General features: G+C 37.7%; 19 protein-coding genes, 1 tRNA gene and 1 pseudogene. All 21 read left to right on the top strand.

The window, feature by feature from the left end; genetic code table 11:
• Window positions 1-334: 334 nt before the first annotated feature.
• Entirely contained in the window at window positions 335-1,102 is a 768-nt protein-coding gene (locus AB5916_RS16620) for a ParA family protein (RefSeq protein WP_158422172.1), read from the top strand.
• The gene (locus AB5916_RS16615) at window positions 1,102-2,049 is read left to right on the top strand and encodes a ParB/RepB/Spo0J family partition protein (protein ID WP_368191940.1); all 948 of its coding nucleotides are present in this window, start codon (window positions 1,102-1,104) and stop codon (window positions 2,047-2,049) included. Before AB5916_RS16620 ends, AB5916_RS16615 begins: the two co-directional genes overlap by 1 nt.
• A 9-nt stretch (window positions 2,050-2,058) precedes the next feature.
• Window positions 2,059-2,583: a DUF4446 family protein gene (locus AB5916_RS16610; RefSeq protein WP_158422174.1), complete on the top strand. Its 525-nt coding sequence runs from the start codon at window positions 2,059-2,061 to the stop codon at window positions 2,581-2,583.
• Window positions 2,584-2,751: 168 nt separating this feature from the next.
• Window positions 2,752-4,047, top strand: a complete 1,296-nt coding sequence (serS, locus tag AB5916_RS16605) for a serine--tRNA ligase (protein WP_173727415.1) — start codon at window positions 2,752-2,754, stop codon at window positions 4,045-4,047.
• Between the two features lie 121 nt (window positions 4,048-4,168).
• On the top strand, window positions 4,169-5,026 hold the full coding sequence (locus tag AB5916_RS16600) for a DUF3881 family protein (protein WP_274603244.1): 858 nt from the start codon (window positions 4,169-4,171) through the stop codon (window positions 5,024-5,026).
• Between the two features lie 357 nt (window positions 5,027-5,383).
• Window positions 5,384-5,457, top strand: a tRNA-Arg gene (locus tag AB5916_RS16595).
• Window positions 5,458-5,783: 326 nt separating this feature from the next.
• Window positions 5,784-6,749, top strand: coding sequence for a ParB/RepB/Spo0J family partition protein (locus AB5916_RS16590; protein ID WP_368191938.1), 966 nt, complete (start codon window positions 5,784-5,786; stop codon window positions 6,747-6,749).
• A gap of 14 nt (window positions 6,750-6,763) precedes the next feature.
• Window positions 6,764-7,549, top strand: a complete 786-nt coding sequence (locus AB5916_RS16585) for an AAA family ATPase (protein ID WP_156341814.1) — start codon at window positions 6,764-6,766, stop codon at window positions 7,547-7,549.
• Entirely contained in the window at window positions 7,539-8,444 is a 906-nt protein-coding gene (locus tag AB5916_RS16580; RefSeq protein ID WP_368191936.1) for a ParB/RepB/Spo0J family partition protein, read from the top strand. Before AB5916_RS16585 ends, AB5916_RS16580 begins: the two co-directional genes overlap by 11 nt.
• 78 nt (window positions 8,445-8,522) lie before the next feature.
• Window positions 8,523-9,521, top strand: a complete 999-nt coding sequence (locus AB5916_RS16575) for a DUF6017 domain-containing protein (RefSeq protein WP_006427146.1) — start codon at window positions 8,523-8,525, stop codon at window positions 9,519-9,521.
• A gap of 9 nt (window positions 9,522-9,530) precedes the next feature.
• The gene (locus tag AB5916_RS16570) at window positions 9,531-9,827 is read left to right on the top strand and encodes a hypothetical protein (protein WP_005334864.1); all 297 of its coding nucleotides are present in this window, start codon (window positions 9,531-9,533) and stop codon (window positions 9,825-9,827) included.
• Between the two features lie 7 nt (window positions 9,828-9,834).
• Window positions 9,835-10,239 (top strand): hypothetical protein, encoded by a 405-nt coding sequence (locus tag AB5916_RS16565; protein WP_006427147.1) that lies wholly within the window; start codon window positions 9,835-9,837, stop codon window positions 10,237-10,239.
• A 134-nt stretch (window positions 10,240-10,373) separates the two neighbouring features.
• On the top strand, window positions 10,374-11,351 hold the full coding sequence (gene bsh, locus AB5916_RS16560) for a choloylglycine hydrolase (RefSeq protein WP_005347230.1): 978 nt from the start codon (window positions 10,374-10,376) through the stop codon (window positions 11,349-11,351).
• A 38-nt stretch (window positions 11,352-11,389) separates the two neighbouring features.
• Window positions 11,390-12,070, top strand: coding sequence for a GTP pyrophosphokinase family protein (locus AB5916_RS16555; protein ID WP_005360232.1), 681 nt, complete (start codon window positions 11,390-11,392; stop codon window positions 12,068-12,070).
• Between the two features lie 35 nt (window positions 12,071-12,105).
• A complete protein-coding gene (gene cls / locus AB5916_RS16550) occupies window positions 12,106-13,665 on the top strand; it encodes a cardiolipin synthase (RefSeq protein ID WP_368191933.1) in 1,560 nt (519 codons plus the stop codon).
• 289 nt (window positions 13,666-13,954) lie between these two features.
• Window positions 13,955-15,388, top strand: coding sequence for a phospholipase D family protein (locus tag AB5916_RS16545; protein ID WP_368191932.1), 1,434 nt, complete (start codon window positions 13,955-13,957; stop codon window positions 15,386-15,388).
• Window positions 15,367-16,077, top strand: a complete 711-nt coding sequence (locus tag AB5916_RS16540) for a response regulator transcription factor (protein ID WP_003693048.1) — start codon at window positions 15,367-15,369, stop codon at window positions 16,075-16,077. Before AB5916_RS16545 ends, AB5916_RS16540 begins: the two co-directional genes overlap by 22 nt.
• The gene (locus tag AB5916_RS16535; protein WP_158421470.1) at window positions 16,077-17,120 is read left to right on the top strand and encodes a HAMP domain-containing sensor histidine kinase; all 1,044 of its coding nucleotides are present in this window, start codon (window positions 16,077-16,079) and stop codon (window positions 17,118-17,120) included. Before AB5916_RS16540 ends, AB5916_RS16535 begins: the two co-directional genes overlap by 1 nt.
• A 31-nt stretch (window positions 17,121-17,151) precedes the next feature.
• Complete coding sequence (locus tag AB5916_RS16530; RefSeq protein WP_158421471.1) at window positions 17,152-18,216, top strand: FUSC family protein; 1,065 nt, start codon at window positions 17,152-17,154, stop codon at window positions 18,214-18,216.
• Window positions 18,206-18,778, top strand: coding sequence for a CDP-alcohol phosphatidyltransferase family protein (locus AB5916_RS16525; RefSeq protein ID WP_008115839.1), 573 nt, complete (start codon window positions 18,206-18,208; stop codon window positions 18,776-18,778). Before AB5916_RS16530 ends, AB5916_RS16525 begins: the two co-directional genes overlap by 11 nt.
• Window positions 18,779-18,854: 76 nt before the next feature.
• Window positions 18,855-18,959: pseudogene (locus AB5916_RS16520) on the top strand (flavodoxin family protein); the annotation flags it as partial.
• Between the last annotated feature and the right edge of the window lie 235 nt (window positions 18,960-19,194).

The raw sequence follows: 19,194 nt of genomic DNA, 5'->3' as shown, positions 1-19,194 counted from the left end.
CTCCGGCAGGATTGCAGAGGCGCGCAGGAGAAGTATGTCATGCAATTGCATGACGCGCACCTCGCAGCAAGAATGCCTCGGCATTCTTGAATGACGTGCGCCAAGGTCTTTCATCTACTTATGAGCAAACTCATGTGGAGTTAGACTTGTACTAGTATCATGATATATAGTTGCTGAGTTCAAACATTCATGATAACATAAGTACAACAGTTTATGTGAACATATATATTTGCAGATTGAACTGTAATGTAAGTCAAAAAATTAATTCTTGATTTTGGTATCAAAAGGAAATAGGGGAGTTTAAATAGAAGTAACACAAGAAGGAGGAAGAGCATTGGGGAGAATTATAGCTGTTGCCAACCAAAAAGGTGGCGTAGGCAAGTCTACAACAGCAATTAACCTTTCAGCGTGTCTTGCCGAACGGGGAAAAAAGGTTCTTACAATAGACATTGATCCGCAGGGAAATACTACCAGTGGATTAGGTGTTGATAAAAACTCAACAGAGAATACTTTGTATGAACTTCTGTTAAATGAAGCAGAAATAGAAAATACAATTGTGGAAGATGTGGTACAGAACGTGGATCTGATACCATCAAATATTAATCTTTCGGGTGCAGAAATAGAACTGGTTGGTATTGATGAAAAAGAGTATATATTAAAAAAGATTATAGATAAAGTAAGAGATAATTATGATTATATTATCATGGATTGTCCCCCTTCATTGAATATGCTTACAATCAATGCATTGACAGCTGCTACTTCTGTACTGGTACCTATTCAGTGCGAATATTATGCGTTGGAGGGACTGTCACAGCTGATCCATACGATTGAATTGGTAAAAGACAGATTGAATAATTCTCTGGAGATTGAAGGCGTTGTATTTACCATGTATGACGCAAGGACAAATTTGTCGTTACAGGTAGTAGAAAATGTAAAGGATAATCTGGATCAGAATATCTATAAAACTATTATTCCAAGAAATGTCAGACTGGCAGAAGCTCCCAGCTATGGTCAGCCAATTACAATCTATGATTCGAAGTCAGCAGGCGCGGAAAGCTATCGCCTCCTGGCTGAGGAAGTAATCAACAGGGAGGGTGAGTAATGGCGGCAAAGAAGACAGGATTGGGAAGAGGATTAGATGCTTTGTTTCCTGAAAAGAACGGAGAGAAAGTAAAAACAACTGTTAAAAAAGAAAATACTTCAGTAGAAAAGACAGAAATATCTGTGAAAAGTAAGGATTCACATGGCGAAGATAATAAGTCTGTGTTAACCGTGAAAATTTCAAAGGTTGAGCCAAATCGAAGTCAACCAAGAAAACAGTTTGATGAAGATGCATTGTTAGAACTTTCAGAGTCCATTAAACAGTACGGGGTTTTACAACCGCTACTAGTGTCCGACAAAAAGGACTATTACGAAATCGTTGCAGGCGAAAGAAGATGGAGAGCTGCAAAACTGGCAGGATTAAAAGAAGTGCCGGTAATTATAAAAGAGTTAAGTGACCAGCAGGTTGTGGAAATTTCACTGATTGAGAATATTCAACGGGAAGATTTGAATCCTATTGAAGAAGCTATGGCATATAAGCGTCTAATTGAGGAATTTTCGCTGAAACAGGACGAGATCGCAGAAAGAGTATCAAAGAGCAGGACTGCGGTTACAAATTCAATGAGACTTTTAAAATTGGCTCCCAAAGTGCAGCAAATGCTGATTGATGAAATGATTTCTGCAGGCCATGCCAGGGCAATCCTTGCGATTACAGAACCAGACACACAGTATTCCGTTGCAATGAAGGTATTCGATGAAAAACTTAGTGTTCGGGAGACTGAAAAACTGGTAAAGAAGCTTCTTGAGCCTGCAAAAGAAAGAAAGGGAAATGTAGGCAGTACTACAGAGGATGTGATCTATGAAAGTCTGGAAGAAAAAATGAAAGGAATCATGGGCACAAAGGTTCATATCCAAAGAAAAAAGAATAATAAAGGAAAAATTGAAATCGAATATTATTCAAGAGATGAGTTGGAAAGAATTATTGAGCTGTTTGAATCTATCAGATAAGGAGAATCTATGAGCAGTATTTTTGACAGCATGGGAATCGATCCAGGAATTATTATCATTATATTGCTGATCCTCACATTAATTCTCCTGGCAAATGTGTTGGGCAGCAAAATGCGTCTCAGTCGATTGGAACGTAAGTACAAAATGTTCATGAAAGGCAGCGATGCCCAATCACTGGAAAAGGTATTTGTGAGAAAATTTAATCAGATTGACCGGCTTTATGAAGCAAAAGAGGATCATGAACATGACATTAGTTTTATTAAGCATAATATGGAAACCATGTTCAGCAAATATGGGATAGAAAAGTACGATGCTTTTGATGATGTAGGTGGAAAATTAAGTTTTGCGCTTGCCTTACTTGACAAAGATAATACAGGTCTTATACTAAATGCAGTGCATAGCCGTGACAATTGCTTCCTGTATTTGAAAGAAATAGTAAAAGGCGAATCATATGTTGTTTTAAGTCAGGAAGAAGTTGAAGCATTGAGAAAAGCTGTTAATTTTGGCCTTGGAAATCTTGAGACTGAGGAGTAAAATAGTGTGGTATCAATGCTGAGCTAGATCGTTGTTATAAAACAACAAAGAAATAAACTTGAAAAGAACGCAAAACGAAAAACAGAAAAAAAAGTGACGTTTTCTATACAATAAGATCATGAAAAAAAGAAAGTATACCAAAAGGAATATTAGTATCAGGAGGACATTATGTTAGACATTAAATTTGTAAGAGAAAACCCAGAAGTAGTAAAACAGAATATTCGTAATAAATTTCAGGATAATAAGCTTGAATTGGTAGACAAGGTACTGGAACTGGATAAAGAAAACAGAGAAATCAAACAGGAAGTCGAAGCACTGCGTGCACAGAGAAATAAAATTTCCAAGCAGATCGGAGCTCTGATGGGACAGGGCAAAAAAGAAGAGGCAGAAGAAGTAAAGAAACAGGTAGCTGCATCTGGTGCACGTATTGAGGAGCTTTCCGCAAGAGAGAAAGAAGTAGAAGAAGAGCTTCTGAAAGATATGATGGTTATTCCGAATATTATTGATCCATCTGTTCCTATTGGAAAAGATGATAGCGAGAATGTTGAAATTGAAAAGTTTGGAGAGCCGGTTGTGCCGGATTATGAGATTCCATATCATACGGATATTATGGAAAGCTTTGACGGGATTGACCTTGATAGTGCAAGAAGAGTTGCCGGAAATGGCTTTTATTATCTGATGGGCGATATTGCCAGACTTCATTCCGCAGTAATCGCTTACGCAAGAGATTTTATGATCAACAGGGGATTCACATATTGTGTACCGCCTTTTATGATCCGCAGCAATGTGGTAACAGGCGTTATGAGTTTTGCTGAGATGGATGCAATGATGTATAAGATCGAAGGTGAAGATTTATACCTGATCGGAACCAGTGAGCACTCCATGATTGGTAAATTTATTGACCAGATTATCCCAGAGGAAGAACTTCCAAAGACTCTTACAAGTTATTCTCCTTGTTTTCGTAAAGAAAAAGGTGCACATGGACTGGAGGAGAGAGGCGTTTACCGCATCCATCAATTTGAAAAACAGGAAATGATCGTTGTATGCAAGCCTGAAGAAAGCAAAATGTGGTTTGAGAAGTTGTGGCAGAATACAGTAGATCTGTTCCGTTCTTTGGATATTCCGGTACGTACCTTGGAATGCTGTTCCGGTGATTTGGCAGATCTTAAGGTAAAATCCCTGGATGTAGAGGCATGGTCCCCAAGACAGAAAAAGTATTTTGAAGTAGGAAGCTGTTCTAACTTGGGCGATGCACAGGCACGCCGTTTGAAAATCCGTGTAAATGGAGCAGATGGAAAGAAATACCTTGCACATACCTTAAATAATACTGTTGTAGCACCGCCAAGAATGCTGATCGCATTCCTTGAAAATAATCTGAATGCAGATGGAAGTGTTAATATTCCAAAAGCACTTCAGCCATATATGGGTGGAATGACAAAAATCGAGAAAAAGTCCAATAAATAATACACATATGTAAGGCGTTTCCAGCACAATATTGAAGCGAAACAAGAATGCATTGATATTTTAAATAATAAAGTGTCATTAAACGTACAGCAAAACAGGAGGTGTTTTCGTGCACAGCTATTTGAGATCAATCGGATTTTCAAAGATCACAAAAAGAAAAGAAATGCAGGAATTGATCCGTGACGTGATTGATTCTTATGACGAAAAATATGTTGTGGAGAACCATCCGGATGGTACTTTTGCTGAATTCTCTAAAAATTATGGATGTGATTGCGGGATCACCGTCTGCGGACAGTATGATGAAGACAATCAGTTTCAGGTGGAATATTCCTTCCCCTTTTTTAGGGGGACAGGGATTACCACGCAGGAGAAAGTTACGATTGAACGACATGCGGATAAGGAATCTTTTGCAGGTGCCTGTGATGATCTTAGAATTGGTGTAACATTGATTTTTTATTTGCAAAATCCTGCAGAATATATACTTGAAAGTTCAAAGGGAACTTTTGGCGGGCAGCCATTGACCCTTACCGGACTTGCCAAAAAGGGAACAATTCTCCTGCCTGTTCAGAAAGATAAGGAAGCAGTGATAGTGGCCCAGGAATCGACAAGAAATCGTACCAATTTGATCGAGGCTGCCAGAAATGGTGACGAGGAAGCCATGGAAAGCCTGACAATGGAAGATATGGACACTTATTCAATGATTTCCGAGCGAATTGTGAATGATGATATTTTGACTATCGTCGATTCCTATTTTATGCCATATGGTATTGAATGTGACCAGTATAATATTATGGGAGAGATCAGAGATGTTGTAAGCTTCCAGAATGTGCTTACAGGTGAAAACCTTTATCAGATGACCGTGGAAAGCAATGATATGCAGTTTGATATATGCATCAACAAACAGGATCTATTTGGAGAACCGCAGGTGGGAAGAAGATTTAAAGGAATCATCTGGCTTCAGGGACAGCTGCATTTTTAAAAGCTAAATTTGATTTAGACCTTGCCTTTTAGGTGCAAATATAGTACAATTGTCGATGTGGTTTTGGAATATATAAAATCACATGTGTCGTCATAGCTCAGCTGGATAGAGCACTCGCCTCCTAAAAGAAAGCCGAGGCATTCCCCAAAGGGAAAAAATGAAAAACAACTTTCAGTTCGAATCTATTCTGAAAAATGCTAATGGTGACAACAAAGCATTCCCCAAATTGGGGAACGTTCTAATGTTACCAAATCGAAAAAATCTGTAGATTGACAATTCAAAAAAGAGTTGATAATCTTATATATGGCCGAAGGGAAAATCCCAGAAACCCAGTAAAATCAAGGGTTTGCGGCATGTGTCGTCATAGCTCAGCTGGATAGAGCACTCGCCTCCTAAGCGAGGGGTCGGAGGTTCAAATCCTCTTGGCGACGGGCTTCAAAGCGTTCGAAAATGTTAGCTGGATTAGCTGACAACGAACGCTTTTGTTATTTTCAAATCACGTTCGTGACACAAAATTCCATTCAAAATGATCAATTTCCAGCTAACGCAATCCGATTTTTGTTAGCTGACAGCTAATCAAAATTACCGGTTTGCAAACATGGGTTTTAAGAAGTCCAGCTAACATTTGGGTTCCGCTCCGTTGTCACCTCTTATTCGGGGATGTAAATCAGAGAAAAGGCGGGAAAAGAAACAATCTCTCCCAAACTTGCAAACATGAATTAGCTGAAACAGTATTCAATTCTATTAGCTACAGCTAATGGTCAAACAGCAATGTCTGTTTGGAACTTTACTATCTATAAAAGTTCCAGGCAGGCATTTTTTATTTCCTGAATCCTGGAGGAAAGGAGTCAAGATGACTGAGCCAAACAAACAATCAGGAGAAAACGAAGAAAGAATCATAGAAATTGAGATTGAGCGTCTTCGTCCGTTCAAAGAGCACCCGTTTCAAGTAAAAGATGATAAGGAAATGTTTCTTTTGCAGGAAAGCATTGAGAAGTATGGAATTTTAAATCCGCTAATCGTCAGACCAGTACCGGATGGATACTATGAGATCATATCCGGTCACAGAAGAAAACATGCTGCGGAGAAACTGGGATACCGTAAAGTACCGGTAATCATCCGGGTATTAAGTGAAGATGATTCCATCTTGAGCATGGTAGATTCCAATCTTCACAGAGAACGGATCAGCTACAGTGAAAAAGCTTTTGCTTACAAACTGAAGAATGACGTATTAAAAAGAAAAAGTGGTCGAAAAAAGAGCCAAGTTGACCACAAAACACCAAGAAAGCGGGCAATAGAAATCATCAGTGAAGATTGTGGTGATAGCCCAAAACAAGTGCAGCGTTATATCTCACTGACAAAACTGATACCGGAAATGTTGCAGAAACTGGATGATGAGATTATTTCTTTTTGTCCGGCTGTAGAGATAGCTGCATTAAGTGAAAAAGAACAAAGAGAACTGCTTGTAGCAATGGAGTATGCACAGGCAATCCCATCACTCTCACAGGCCCAGAGGATCCGGCAACTGAGTAAAGAAAAACAGTTGTCACTGGAAAAGATGGAAGAGATCATGTGTGAAGTGAAAAAGGGTGAGATCACAAGAGTGGCATTCACAAACGAGCAGTTGCACAAGTATTTTCCAAATTCTTATACACCGGCAATGATGAAACGGGAAATACTGGCACTGTTGAAATTATGGAAAAAAGAATCATGGGAAAGTTAAAGGAGGAAGAAATCATGTGTAAAGTTATATCCGTAGTAAACCAGAAAGGTGGCGTCGGAAAGACCACCACAACCGTAAATGTAGGCATTGGACTGGCAAGAGAAGGTAAGAAAGTGTTGCTGATCGACGCGGATCCACAGGGAAGTTTAACCGCAAGTCTTGGATATGAGGAACCGGATGATCTTCGCATCACATTGGCAACGATCATGATGGATGTCATCAACGAAGAAGAAATCTCTCTGGAAGATGGGATTTTACATCACCAGGAAAATGTAGATTTTCTCCCGGCAAATATTGAGCTTTCCGCACTGGAAGTAACGATGGGAAATGTTATGAGCAGAGAAATGATCATGAAAGAATATATCGATGCGATACGATGCCGATACGATTATATCCTGATCGACTGTATGCCAAGCCTTGGTATGATGACAATCAATGCACTGGTCTCTTCCGATTCTGTGTTGATACCTGTGCAAGCCGCATATCTGCCGGTGAAAGGACTTCAGCAGCTGATCAAGACCATTCTTACAGTAAAGAAAAGACTGAACCGGAAACTGGCGATTGAGGGCATTCTCCTGACCATGGTAGATTTCAGAACCAATTACGCAAGGGATATTGCATCGAGAGTACATACAACCTACGGAAGTCAGATCGAGGTATTTGAAAATGTGATCCCGATGTCTGTAAAAGCTGCTGAGACCAGTGCAGAGGGAAAAAGCATCTACATGCACTGCCCGAAAGGAAAAGTTGCCGAAGCATATAAGAACTTAACACAGGAGGTTTTGAAAAATGAAAAATAGAAGTGGCGAAAAGATTAAACTGGCAAGCATTGATGAACTGCTGGGTGTGGTAAATGAAGAATCTGCAATGGAGATAGAAATCAGTAAGATCCATCCGTTTAAAAATCATCCGTTCAAGGTGCTGGATGATGAAAAGATGCAGGATCTGGTTGAAAGTGTAAGGATCAATGGAGTACTGACACCGGTACTGCTTCGAATGGATGATAATGAAGAATATGAAATGGTATCCGGTCATAGAAGAATGCATGCAGCACAGCTTGCAGGACTTACGACTATTCCGGCAATCGTAAGAGAATTATCGGATGATGATGCCGTGATTGCGATGGTGGACGCTAACATTCAGCGAGAGGAACTGTTACCGAGTGAGAAAGCATTTGCATATAAGATGAAAATGGATGCTATGAGAAGAACAGCAGGTCGTCCGACAAAAGAAAATCCCCGACAAAATGTCGGGAATTATGAGACGGCAGATCTCATTGGAAAGGATAATGGAGAAAGTGGACGACAGGTTCAAAGATATATTCGTCTCACGGAATTAATACCAGAACTTTTAGATCTGGTAGATAAGAAAAAGCTCCAATTTACAGTTGCTATTGATATCTCCTACATCGATAAGAAAGTACAAGAATGGATTTACGAATATATTAGTGACACTGGATTTATTAAGCCAAAGCAGATTGCAGCACTCAGAAATCAGCTGAATGATGGGCCAATCAATCAGATTCAGATGTTATCAATTTTCAATAACTGTGTGATAGCAAAGAAAGTATCCCGGTCTCTTACTTTCTCAGAAAAGAAACTGACAAAGTATTTTCCGGATGATTATACAGCCAAAGATATGGAGCAGGTGATTGAATCATTATTAGAAAAGTGGATGCAGGAACAGTCCTGTTAAGGAGAGAAAAAGCTAAGAAAACAATGTCAAAGAAGTTTAAAAAGAGGACTTCTTAGCAGAAAATGAAAGGAGGAAATTATGGAGAAAAAAATGACATTTAATTATTTTTACGGTACCGAAGCTGATCAGTTCAGCTTCTACCGCATACCAAAAGCATTATTTACAGACAGTTATTTTAAAGATTTATCGAGCGATGCTAAAATTTTATATGGACTGATGTTGGATCGAATGTCTCTTTCCATCAAGAATCAGTGGTTTGATGACAAAAACAGAGCATATATCTACTTTTCCATCGAAGATATCATGGAATTACTGAACTGTGGCAGAAATAAAGCCATCAAATCCATGAGAGAACTGGATGACGAAACAGGGATTGGCCTGATTGAGAAACGCAGACAGGGATTTGGAAAGGTGAACGTTATCTACGTGAAAACCTTTATGCCTGAGAAAACAGATGAGAAAAAATTTGAAGAGGAATTAAAGAAGTTTAAAAAACAAACTTCTGTGGAAAATGAGGAATCTACAGAAGTTTATATTTCAAACTTCATGAAGTCCCAAAATCAAACTTCTAGAAGTCCCGAAAACAAACTTCAAGAAGTTTACATTTCAAACCCTAATAATACTAATCTTAGTGATACTGAAATGAATGATAATAAATCTAATCAAATCGTATCTGCAGATGAGAATCGATCCGATGGCGATAACCGCTCTGAGGATTATCAGGCTTATGAAAACCTTGTCAAAGAGACCATTGATTATGAATCACTGGAAGTAACCCATCATGACGATATGCGGCAGGTAGATGAAATCGTGAACCTGATCGTAGAGACTGTGATGTGTAAAAATGACAAGATCTTGATTGCCAGCAACTGGTATCCGGCATCACTGGTGAAGAAAAAATTTCTGATGCTGACCTATTCACATATCGAGTATGTCTTACACTGTATGAGTGGTAACACCACAAAGGTGAAGAACATCAAGAAATATTTATTAGCAGCCCTGTTTAATGCACCGTCAACGATGAACGGGTATTATCAGGCAGAGGTGAACCATGATATGCCAGGACTGGTAAGATAGGAGGTGCACATGTTTATTTTAAAACTTGCTGGAAAGATATTATTACTGCCGGTATGGCTGATCCTTTTTGTGATCGGCCTGGCAGTAAAAATGACAGTACAGACTTATGCGGTTGTCAGAGGGATCCTTGGATTTATATTCACTTTATTGATTATAGCGACTGCATACTGTTATCATGACTGGGTACAGGTTGCATTTCTATTTTCGCTGAGTGTAATTCTGTATCTGATCCTGTTTGCAGGAGTGTTTGTAGATACTGTACTGGACATGACAAGAGAACGTATTATTGATTTTATTATATCGTGAGGAGAATATGAAAATGAGCGAAAACAATGATTATATTCAGTTACCACCACTAAAAAAAGACACACCGTCCGATGTGGTAGCATTTATCTGGGAGTACATGAAAGTACCGGAGAACTCAAGAGAAAAAGTTAAGAATCTGCTTAAAGATGCAAATGAAAATGGCGTAAAATTAAGTCATCAGGCACCAACACTGTATGATGTTGTTCCAAAAGAAGAAATTGCTGAATTTGAAGAGCTTATGCGCAAAACCATAGCTGACATTGTATCAGAAGCCAGTAGCGTTGCCTGTTGGGTGTATGTGCAGAAATATGTGAAGCACAAAACCCTAAACGAAATGCTGCAAGAATTGCCAGACGTAGGTCAATTCATCCTAGCTATGGATACCTGGTTTGAAAAACTGATGGAGAAATAATCTAGGAAAATAGTTTAAAGTTTACATGTTATAATCATGTATGAAGTTGGAACAAAATAAAAGAATTGTGCTATAATATTGTTCAAGAAAAAGCTCATTGACATATTTCAATCTATTTAGGAGGATAAACGATCATGTGTACAGCAGCAACTTATAAAACAAAAGATTTTTACTTTGGACGAACCCTCGATTATGAATTCTCTTATGGTGATCAGATAGTAATTACACCACGTAATTATGCGTTTAATTTTCGCCATGTTGGCGATATGAAAAATCATTATGCAATTATTGGAATGGCTCATGTTGCTGAGGATTATCCTTTGTATTATGATGCTATGAATGAAAAAGGAGTGGCAATGGCAGGACTGAATTTTGTCGGAAATGCTGTTTATGCCGCGATTAAGCCAGATGTGGAAAATATTGCACAGTTTGAATTTATTCCGTGGATTTTAAGTCAGTGTTCTTCTTTAGTTGAAGTTCGCGAGCTTCTTGAACGAATTAATATTGTTAATACTCCTTTCAGCGAGCAATTACCATTAGCACAATTACACTGGATCATTTCTGATGAGAATGAGTCAATTACGGTAGAATCTATGTCAGATGGTTTGCATATTTATGACAATCCAGTAGGAGTGCTTACGAATAATCCTCCATTTCCACAGCAGATGTTTCAACTAAATAATTATATGTATTTATCTCCTAAACAGCCCAGAAATACTTTCTGCGAAAATTTGGCTCTTGATGCATATAGTAGAGGTATGGGAGGATTAGGTCTTCCGGGAGATCTCTCATCTTCCTCACGCTTTGTACGTGTAGCTTTTACAAAGGTAAATGCAATTTCAGGTGAATCAGAGGAAGAAAGCGTTAGCCAATTCTTCCACATTCTCGGATCTGTGGATCAGCAACGAGGATGTTGCGAAGTAGCGGATGGAAAATATGAAATCACATTGTATACGTCGTGTTGTAATGTTACAAAAGGTATTTATTATTACAATACTTATGAAAACCATCAGATCAGTGCAGTAGATATGCATGTAGAAAATCTGGATAGTGATAAAATGATTTGTTATCCAGTAATTCAAGGAGAACGAATCAACTATCAAAATAAATAATGTTTTGAAATCAGGGATGAGGTAGAAAGGAAAGTTCCATGACAAAAGATGAAGTAAAAAAACTCAGGATGAACAGTCCGGAATCACTACAGTTTTTAAATAATGCTACAAAATTTTATAATTTAATGATGATGTATCGTTGTGCTATTCGGGAGATACAAACTAAACTTGAGGTTTTGGATGATGAATTTTCAGTTGAGAACAATCGAAATCCTATTTCTTTTATAAAAACAAGAATTAAGCAGCCCAATAGTATTTACGATAAACTGCAGAAGATGGGATATGAATTTACAACAGAAAATATACAGACATATCTCAATGATGTAGCAGGCGTTCGAATAGTTTGTGCGTTTATTGACGATATTTATATGATATCAGATTTGATTACCCAACAGGATGATATTAAAGTTATTGAAATAAAAGATTATATAAAAAATCCAAAATCGAATGGTTATCGAAGCTATCATATGATTGTTGAAATACCAGTATTTTTTGCTAAGGGTAAAACACCTATGCGTGTAGAATTACAGATTCGAACCAATGGTATGGATTTCTGGGCAACATTGGAACATCAACTTCGCTATAAAAAAGGAATTGAAGAAATGCCTGGCTATGATGAGATAAGTGAAGAATTACTTCATTCTGCAAGAGCTATCATTGAAGCAGATAATGAAATGCAGAGAATAAAAGACAAAATTGGTATGTTCCACGAAATTTAGGGAGAAAACTGAGCAAGTAGGAAGGTAGAATATATATGAAACAAGATACTTTAGAGGGCAAAGCAAAAACAAAAAATGGGGTAAAACGGCTGTGTTTTTCCATAATCTGCATTCTTCTGGAAGTGATTTTTATTATTACTATCGTAACACGATTGAATGAATATGCAGAAATCATAAATTTATTTACAAGGATTTTGAGTGGGATCTTGGTTTTGGGATTGTACGCATCAAATAAGACATCCTCTATGAAAATGCCTTGGGTCATCTTAATTCTAATTTTCCCAATTATGGGTGTAGGCCTGTATTTGTTGATTGGTTTGAATGGTGGCACACATAAAATGCGTGAGCGATATGCAGAAATTGATAGCAAATTGTTACCAATGCTTCCAGACAGTCAGGAGTGTTTGAGCAAAATAAAAGAAACAATTCCGAAAGCAGGAAATATAGCAAGTTACATACAAAGAAATTCGCAGTATCCAATCTATCAGAATACGGATATTGTGTATTTTGATGAAGCAGTGAAAGGATTAGAGGCACAGCTTAAGGATTTGGAGAAAGCACAGAAGTTTATCTTTATGGAATATCATGCGATAGAAGACGCTGAAGCATGGCATAAGATTCAAGATGTTGTAGAAGAGCGAGTAAAAGCAGGTGTGGAAGTTAGAGTATTCTACGATGATATGGGTTCTATAGGCTTTATTAACACAGATTTTGTGAAAAAGATGGAGGCAATAGGAATTCATTGCCGTGTATTCAATCCGTTTATGCCAGGTTTAAATCTGTTTTTGAACAATCGTGATCATAGAAAAATAACAGTTATTGATGGAAAAGTCGGATTTACAGGTGGATATAATCTAGCAAACGAATATTTTAATTACACACACCCGTATGGACAGTGGAAAGATACAGGTATTCGTTTAGAAGGAGATGCTGTTCAGTCGCTTACGGTGACATTTTTGGAAATGTGGAATGCAGTAAGTGATAAGGCTGCTAAGGATTCTGATTTTAGTAAATACCTTTTCCACTATGATTATGCGGCACAGCAAACTGGGTTTGTTCAACCTTATGCAGACAGCCCTATGGATAATGAGCAAGTAGGAGAAGAAGTTTATATCAGTATGATAAATAAAGCTGAAAAATATTGTTGGTTTATGACTCCATATCTCATCATAACAGATGAAATGACGCATGCGTTATGTCTGGCTGCTAAGCGAGGGGTAGACGTAAGAATTATCACACCTGGTATCCCTGATAAAAAATTCATTTATAATATAACTCGTTCTTTTTATCATGGATTAGTTAAACATGGTGTTCGTGTTTATGAGTGGACTCCTGGTTTCTGTCATGCAAAAATGAGTGTGGCAGATGACTGTATGGCAACTTGTGGAACAATTAATCTGGATTATCGAAGTTTATATCACCATTTTGAAAACGGCTGTTTTATGGCAGATTGTCAGGCAGTTGTGGAAATAAAAAATGATCTGATAAGAACGATGGGAGAATGTCGTGATGTGACAGACCAATATCAAACCGGACGAAGTGCATATTTGCGACTGGGACAATTATTTATGAGATTATTTGCTGGATTGCTATAAGAATCTGATGAAACGACCTTTCAAAAAACAGTTGATTTAGAAGTTAACTGTTTTTGAAAGGCCGTTTTTGCTATATCTAACAGTCTGTTGTACAAAGAAGATTTTGCATGGATAGTGATTAATACAACGGAGTAAGAAAAGCTCCTTCATATATTAGAATAAAAATATGACTGTTTCATTAAAAAGAAGCCGGTCATATTTTTTATGAAAAATAAATTTTGTTGAGGTTAAATTGAGATTGACTTTGTATTGTATAAGTATGAAATAAAAAGGAATCAGGTGATGTACAATGAAAAAGTATAAAATATGTAAAATCCTTCTTGTTATACTGGCAATTTTTTTATGTGTGGCTTTTTATGAATTGCTCGGAATCTGCGTTGCATATAAAAAGCAGCCGGAAGTGTCCAATACAACCAAAAAAGAAACAAAAAATGGGTCATGGAACGAATGCAGTGAAAATACAGAACGGGCAGTAATCATAGAAAAGAATCCAGAAGCGCTTTTACAAAGAGTGCGTTTGATCAAGAATGCCAAAAAGGAAATTATTCTTTCTACTTTTGCATTTCAATCCGATGAAAGTGGAAAATTGATTTTAGGAGCACTGCATGATGCGGCAGACAGAGGTGTACATATTCGTCTGTTAGTAGATGGAATGGAGAGCTGGATTGATATGGAAGGAAATCCGTATTTCTATGGATTATCTTCCCATGAGAATGTTGAAATTAAACTGTATAATAAGGCCAATCCGTTGAAACCATGGAAGATGATGGGTAGAATGCATGATAAATATTTGATTGCAGATGGAAAGAGATATATTCTTGGGGGAAGAAATACATACAATTATTTCCTGGGTGATTTTCCGGGACATAAGAACTATGACAGAGACGTGTTAGTGGTTTGCGATGAACCTGAGAAAGAAAATTCAGTTAACCAGTTGTTAGAGTATTTTGAAACGATATGGGAACAAGAAGACAGTGGTTATTTTCATGACAATAAAAAACTGGCAAATAGAAAATCTGTAAAGAACGCAGTTTTAGAGCTGCAGAACGGCTATCAGAAATATTTTGAAGAGAATAAGGAAAGAATCTGCGATACCGATTACACGGACGAAACTTTTGAGACAGAAAAGATTGCATTAGTGTCAAATCCTATTCACACAGGTTCCAAAGAACCAGTAGTGTGGTATCAGTTGGGAGAATTGATGAAAAATGCAAAAAATCGTGTGAAGATCCACACGCCATATATTATCTGTAATGATATGATGTATAATACATGGGAGGAGATTGCAGAGAACGTTTCAGATTTTTCTATCATGACAAATTCAGTTGCGAATAATGGGAATCCATTTGGGGCTGCCGATTATGCGAAAAACAGAAATAGAATCTTAAGTACAGGAATTAATATCTGGGAATATGAAGGCGGTTATTCATACCACGGAAAAAGTATTCTGATTGACGATGATCTGTCTGTAATCGGTTCCTTTAATATGGACATGAGAAGTGCATATCTGGATACGGAACTGATGCTTGTAATTCGCAGTAAAGATATTAATAAACAGTTGGAAGAGGGCATGATGGAATATGAAAAAGTGTCCCGCCAGGTATTGGAAGATGGAACCTATCGTGATCCATATCATGTAGAGCCAATCGAATTAACAAAGAAACGTCAGAGAAAAATATTTTTGGTACAGCATCTGCTGGGATGGGCAAGGTATCTGTTTTAATAAGGAGGAAGGAAAACGTGTTTCAAATATTGATTGTAGAAGATGATAAAGAATTAAGCCAGCTATTCCAAAAAGTGCTTGAGAAGAATGGATATCAAGTCAAAAGTGCATCGGATGGAGCACAGGCATTAGAAGTATTGGATAAGGAATATATTGATCTGATCATTTCTGATATTATGATGCCGGTTATGGATGGTTATGAACTGGTGTCGGAACTCCGTTCAGCAGGATATCAGATACCGGTACTTATGATCACTGCGAAAGGTTCCTTTGATGATATGCGCCAGGGATTTCTTTCGGGAAGTGACGATTATATGGTAAAACCGGTAAATGTGAATGAAATGGTTTTAAGAGTCGGAGCACTGCTTCGCCGTGCACAGATACTGAATGAACACAAAATTGTGATCGGTTCAACAGAGTTTGATTATGATGCAATGACGGTTACAACTGATAAGGAAAGTCTTGTTTTGCCTAAAAAAGAATTCCTGCTTTTATATAAGCTTGCAGCTTCGCCAGGCAGAACATTTACAAAACAACAGTTGATGGATGAAGTATGGGGATACGAGACGGAGGCAGACCCACATACGATAGAGGTACATATAGGAAGAATCAGGGAGCGTTTTAAAGATAACCCTGATTTTGAAATTGTAACAATGCGTGGAATTGGATACAAGGTGGTGAAAAAATAATGGAACAAAAGAAAGAAAAAGGATTGCGGATCCGATCCTGTCTGACTGGTGCAATCTGGCTGGCACTCGTATTTTCAACAGTCATATCTGCGTTATTATTTGCTTTTTTGAATCATTTTTTTAATCTGCCTGGTAGCATACCTATGCTTGGCTGGCTTTTGATTTTCAATACATTGATTGCAGGGCTGATCACTTCCTTTATCAATGCAAAGTTACTGGAACCAATTACCAGACTTAGTAAAGCAATGAAGGAAGTTTCTCAGGGAGATTTTGAACAGCATTTGGAAACGAACAGCCGTATAGCAGAAGTTGGAGAATCTTATCAAAGTTTTAACGTTATGACAAAAGAACTTCGTGCAACAGAGGTGCTGCAGATGGATTTTGTATCTAATGTTTCTCATGAGTTTAAGACCCCGATTAATGCCATTGAAGGGTATACAATGCTGCTTCAGGGAGAAGAACTGTCTCCGGATCAAGAGGAATATGTAGAAAAAATCTTATTTAACACCCAAAGACTTTCCGGATTGGTTGGTAATATTTTGCTGTTATCCAAGTTAGAGAATCAGAATATACCAATGAAAAAAACAGAATATCGTCTGGATGAACAGATCCGCCAGGCATTTCTTTCATTGGAAACAAAATGGACAGAAAAAGAAATTGGTTTTCAGGTAGAATTGGAGGAAGTTAAATATACTGGGAATGAAGGACTTTTTATGCATATCTGGATAAATCTTTTGGATAATGCGATTAAGTTCAGCCCTTCAAAGGGGACAATTACGATGTTTCTGAAACAAGAACAGGATTCTGTTAAGTTCATTCTGGAAGATGAAGGACCAGGAATAGAGGATGATGTAAAATCCAGAATATTTGACAAGTTCTATCAGGTAGATGGATCTCATAAAGCAGAAGGAAATGGCCTAGGTCTTGCACTTGTAAAACGGATTGTAGATAGTGCCGGAGGAACAATCAAAGCAGAAAACCGTGAATATGGTGGATGCAGATTTGTTGTAGAGCTTCCAATACAGAAAGATGAGGCCATATAAGTTTAAGAAAAACAGATAGAGGAGGAATTACATGACATTTTATCAGGAATTGCAGTTAAATCAGGCAGGTTCTAAAAATCTGTTGAAAAAGAGTGAAACACTAAAAGAAAAATTATATCATATGTGGGTATATCTGGTGAAGATAGCTGTTACAATGGCATTTTGTTTTTTATTTGTTAGTATTTTCAGCATCCTATTTGGAAATGAGAACAGTATTGTGGGTGTAGTAGTTTTATTATGCCTTATGGTATTTCGGAATGCGGATCTGGGGATCCACACCGGACAATCTACGATGCTTTTGGCTTTGTTCTTTGTAATTATGACTGTATGTCCGCATTTAGCAAATCAGTTTTCACCGGTATTGGGAATGCTGTTAAATATTGCGGCACTGGCTGTGTTGATTCTGTTCGGATGCCATAATCCATTCATGTTTAATCAATCTACATTGGTTCTTGGGTATCTATTGCTATATGGTTATGATGTTACGGGAAAAAGCTATCAGATGCGATTAGTCGGAATGGCTTTAGGTGCAGCACTTACCTGCTTCGTATTTTATCGAAATCATAAAAACAGAACTTATAAAAGAAATCTGAAAGATCTGATACAAGAATTTGATATCACTTCTTCCAGAACAAAATGGCAGATATGTCAGATTTTATGCGTACCGATTGTCCTTTGCATTGCAGAACTTTGTAATATGCCACGTGCAATGTGGGCTGGTATTGCGGCCATGTCCGCGATTTTGCCGTTTATGGAAGATATGCACTACAGAGTCCGTAAAAGGATTGTCGGAAATATTGCAGGTGTTATATGTTTTACAGTATTATATTTTCTGCTTCCTTCGTCAATCTATGCATATATAGGAATTCTTGGTGGAATCGGTGTAGGATTTTCAGCACAATATGGCTGGCAGGCAGTATTTAACACATTTGGTGCTTTAGCCATTGCTGCAGAGACTTATGGACTACAAGGAGCGGTTAGTCTTAGAGTGATTCAAAATGTTTTTGGTGTTGTGTTTGCTTTAGTATTTTGTGTTATATTTTATTGGTTTATGTCTAAAAAAAAGGAAAGTGATGTGACTGTACATGCAGAGTGAAGTGAATCAGGAAGAAAATTTGAATAGAATTATTACGGTTCCTAATCTTCTTTCTTTTTTTCGGCTTTGTCTGATTCCGGTAATTATATGGAGTTATTGTGTAAAGAAAAATCCTCTGTTAGCTGGTGAAATCTTATTGCTGTCTGGTCTTACGGATCTTGCTGATGGATATATCGCAAGAAGATTCCATAGGATTAGTAATTTAGGAAAAATACTTGATCCGGTGGCTGATAAGCTGACACAGGCAGCGATGTTAATCTGTCTGTTTACTCGTTTTCCGCATATGCTTCTTTTAATCGTAATAATGGCAGGTAAGGAGCTGTATATGGTAGTCAGTGGATGTCTTGTGATACGAAAGACAGGAAAAGTACATGGTGCAGACTGGCATGGAAAGATAGTAACCTTTTTATTATATGGAACTGCAGCGGTGCATATTATATGGTTTCACATTACACCGATGGTATCAGATCTGTTGATTGGTTTGTGTGCTATAATGATGGTCATATCGGTCGCTCTGTATATTATCCAGAATACCAGGACGCTTAAGGGAGAGACTGTATAAGCAATTTTATATTGCAATGACTAGAAAAATATTTAGGAGAAGATAGATATAAACAGTAAGTCAAACACACAAACTATGGGACATGCTTTTCAATAAATCATATTATGCAACAGACAGAGATGAACTTGAAAAAAATAAGAATTCCATGAATGAACTTGAGGGGATCGGAAAAAATTTATAAAGCACACTCCAAATTCAAGTTGAACAAAATCGCTGCGCGATGGCTTGCCAAGGCTGTGGCGCAGTTTTTCTATAACTTAATAAAAAGCAGTGGAAACCAAATCCTACAAGTAGTATTGTTAAGTCACCACAACCAACAATCAAACAGGATCGACATCCCCACTGCCTATGATAAGAATACCATTGAGCTGCCTTTCTGGCAAGCAGTTTTATTATGCTAATGCTCCTCCATGTAA

The sequence above is a fragment of the Blautia sp. 1033sp1_1033st1_G9_1033SCRN_220408 genome (genome assembly GCF_040929965.1).
Classification (GTDB): domain Bacteria; phylum Bacillota; class Clostridia; order Lachnospirales; family Lachnospiraceae; genus Blautia_A; species Blautia_A ammoniilytica.
The sequence above is the reverse complement of the archived record's forward strand: the minus strand, read 5'-3'. Positions and strand labels throughout refer to the sequence as shown.